This is a genomic window from Streptomyces sp. NPDC056948, assembly GCF_042674225.1.
Taxonomy (GTDB): Bacteria; Actinomycetota; Actinomycetes; order Streptomycetales; family Streptomycetaceae; genus Streptomyces; species Streptomyces purpurascens.
Genome location: NZ_JBHUQX010000684.1, coordinates 1 through 2,972, shown reverse-complemented (window position 1 = coordinate 2,972; position 2,972 = coordinate 1). Strand labels below are relative to the sequence as shown.

The 2,972-nt window shown below is 69.1% G+C and carries 4 protein-coding genes; all 4 read left to right on the top strand.

Annotation, left to right across the window (positions count from 1 at the left end; genetic code table 11):
• Window positions 1-93: 93 nt before the first annotated feature.
• The 4 genes from ACFTZL_RS43470 to ACFTZL_RS43455 all read left to right on the top strand — a co-directional run bounded on the left by ACFTZL_RS43470 (window position 94) and on the right by ACFTZL_RS43455 (window position 2,961).
• A complete protein-coding gene (locus ACFTZL_RS43470) occupies window positions 94-1,305 on the top strand; it encodes a phosphoglycerate kinase (protein ID WP_382595737.1) in 1,212 nt (403 codons plus the stop codon).
• A 5-nt stretch (window positions 1,306-1,310) separates the two neighbouring features.
• Window positions 1,311-2,087, top strand: a complete 777-nt coding sequence (tpiA, locus tag ACFTZL_RS43465) for a triose-phosphate isomerase (RefSeq protein WP_382595734.1) — start codon at window positions 1,311-1,313, stop codon at window positions 2,085-2,087.
• Between the two features lie 99 nt (window positions 2,088-2,186).
• Window positions 2,187-2,417: a preprotein translocase subunit SecG gene (secG, locus tag ACFTZL_RS43460; RefSeq protein ID WP_184596855.1), complete on the top strand. Its 231-nt coding sequence runs from the start codon at window positions 2,187-2,189 to the stop codon at window positions 2,415-2,417.
• Window positions 2,418-2,625: 208 nt separating this feature from the next.
• Window positions 2,626-2,961, top strand: coding sequence for an RNA polymerase-binding protein RbpA (locus ACFTZL_RS43455; RefSeq protein WP_003976875.1), 336 nt, complete (start codon window positions 2,626-2,628; stop codon window positions 2,959-2,961).
• Window positions 2,962-2,972 lie beyond the last annotated feature (11 nt).

The following is a 2,972-nucleotide window of genomic DNA, read 5'->3' as shown; positions in this document are numbered from 1 at the left end:
GACGCGCTGCCCGAGCCCTGACGCACGTACAGATCAGAGCTGTTCGATCACGAGCGCTTACGAGCGATCACGAGCTCTTTCAGGAGTCCCCTCATGAAGACGATCGACGAACTCCTCGCCGAAGGGGTCGCGGGCAAGCGGGCTTTCGTCCGCGCCGACCTGAACGTGCCGCTGGACGGCACGGCGATCACCGACGACGGCCGTATCCGCGCCGTGCTGCCCACGGTCAAGGCCCTCGCCGAGGCGGGCGCCCGCGTGGTCGTCGCCTCCCACCTGGGCCGCCCCAAGGGCGCCCCGGAACCGGCCTTCTCCCTCGCCCCCGCCGCCGCGCGCCTCGGTGAACTCCTCGGCGCCGACGTGGCCTTCGCGACCGACACGGTCGGCGAGTCCGCCCAGGCCACTGTCGCCGCCCTGACCGACGGCCAGGTCGCCGTCGTCGAGAACCTGCGCTTCAACGCCGGCGAGACGAGCAAGGACGACGCCGAGCGCGGCGCCTTCGCCGACCGGCTCGCCGCCCTCGCCGACGTCTACGTCGGCGACGGCTTCGGCGCGGTGCACCGCAAGCACGCCTCCGTGTACGACCTCCCGGCGCGCCTGCCGCACTACGCCGGCTACCTCATCGCGACCGAGGTCGGCGTCCTGAAGAAGCTCACCGACGAGGTCAAGCGGCCGTACGTCGTCGTCCTCGGCGGGGCCAAGGTCTCCGACAAGCTCGCCGTCATCGACCAGCTGCTCGGCAAGGCCGACCGGATCCTCATCGGCGGCGGCATGGCCTACACCTTCCTCAAGGCCAAGGGCTACGAGGTCGGCACCTCCCTCCTGCAGGAGGACCAGATCCCGGCCGTCAACGAGTACATCGAGCGTGCCGAGAAGACCGGTGTCGAGCTGGTCCTGCCGGTGGACGTCCTCGTCGCGGGCGAGTTCCCGGACCTGAAGACCAAGGCCCCGGCCAACCCCACGACGGTCGCCGCGGACGCCATCCCGGCCGACCGACTGGGCCTCGACAACGGGCCCGAGACCTGCAAGCTGTACGCATCCAAGCTCGCCGACGCCGCCACCGTCTTCTGGAACGGCCCCATGGGCGTCTTCGAGCACCCCGACTACGCCGAGGGCACCAAGGCGGTCGCCCAGGCACTCGTCGAATCCAAGGGCTTCACCGTGGTCGGCGGTGGCGACTCCGCCGCCGCCGTGCGCACCCTGGGCTTCGACGAGACGGCATTCGGCCACATCTCGACCGGTGGCGGCGCCTCCCTCGAATACCTCGAGGGCAAGACGCTCCCCGGCCTCGCCGCACTGGAGGACTGACCCACATGACCGCGCGCACGCCGCTGATGGCGGGCAACTGGAAGATGAACCTCAACCACCTCGAGGCCATCGCCCACGTCCAGAAGCTCGCCTTCGCCCTGGCCGACAAGGACTACGAGGCCGTCGAGGTCGCCGTCCTGCCGCCCTTCACCGACCTGCGCTCCGTGCAGACCCTGGTCGACGGCGACAAGCTCAAGATCAAGTACGGCGCCCAGGACATCTCGGCGCACGACGGCGGTGCCTTCACCGGCGAGATCTCCGGCCCGATGCTGGCCAAGCTGAAGTGCTCGTACGTCGCGATCGGCCACAGCGAGCGGCGCCAGTACCACGCCGAGACCGACGAGCTGGTGAACGCCAAGGTCAAGGCCGCCTACAAGCACGGCCTGACGCCCATCCTGTGCGTCGGCGAGGAGCTGGAGATCCGCGAGGCGGGCAACCACGTCTCCCACACCCTCGCCCAGGTCGAGGGCGGTCTGAAGGACCTCCCCGCCGAGCAGGCCGAGACCGTCGTGATCGCCTACGAGCCCGTCTGGGCCATCGGCACCGGCAAGGTCTGCGGAGCCGGGGACGCCCAGGAGGTCTGCTCGGCGATCCGCGGCAAGATCGCCGAGCTGTACTCGCAGGATCTGGCCGACAAGGTCCGCATCCAGTACGGCGGCTCGGTCAAGGCGGGCAACGTCGCCGAGATCATGGCCCAGGCCGACATCGACGGCGCCCTGGTCGGCGGCGCCTCGCTGGACGCCGACGAGTTCGTCAAGATCGTGCGCTTCCGCGACCAGTGAGTATGCGGTAGCGGCGTAACGTCGTACCCTTGCGGGGTCCAGCATGTGCTGGGCCCCGCGTCGTCCGTCAGATCCGAGGAAGTTGGTCCAGCCGTGGTTATGGGGTTCTCGATCGCCCTGATCGTCTTCAGCCTGTTGCTGATGCTGCTGGTGCTGATGCACAAGGGGAAGGGCGGCGGCCTCTCCGACATGTTCGGTGGCGGCATGCAGTCCTCCGTCGGCGGCTCCTCGGTCGCCGAGCGCAACCTCGACCGGATCACCGTCGTGGTCGGTCTGGGCTGGTTCGCGTGCATTGTCGTGCTCGGCATCCTGATGAAGGTGAACAACTGACCGAGACGCAATCCGCACGGAACCTGTACGCAAGGCCCCATGTTCGGTACGCGCAGCTGAGCGCGGCCTATCATGGGGCTTGCGTCTTCGTGTGAGGGTTGTAACTCCAATCACTGGACGCGCGTTGGGCCTTACGTAGACTGAGGCGCTCGCAGCGAAGCGGAACGCCGACTCGCTTCGCGGCACCATCACGCAGGGAGTTACGACCGTGGCAAGTGGCAACGCGATCCGGGGAAGCCGGGTCGGGGCGGGGCCGATGGGCGAGGCCGAGCGCGGCGAGTCCGCGCCGCGGCTGCGCATCTCCTTCTGGTGCTCCAACGGACACGAGACCCAGCCGAGCTTCGCCAGCGACGCGCAGGTGCCCGAAACCTGGGACTGTCCCCGCTGCGGATTCCCGGCCGGCCAGGACCGGGACAACCCCCCGGACCCGCCGCGCACCGAGCCCTACAAGACGCACCTGGCGTATGTACGGGAGCGGCGCAGCGACGCGGACGGCGAGGCGATCCTCGCCGAGGCGCTCGCGAAACTGCGGGGCGAGATCTAGAAGTCGAGACC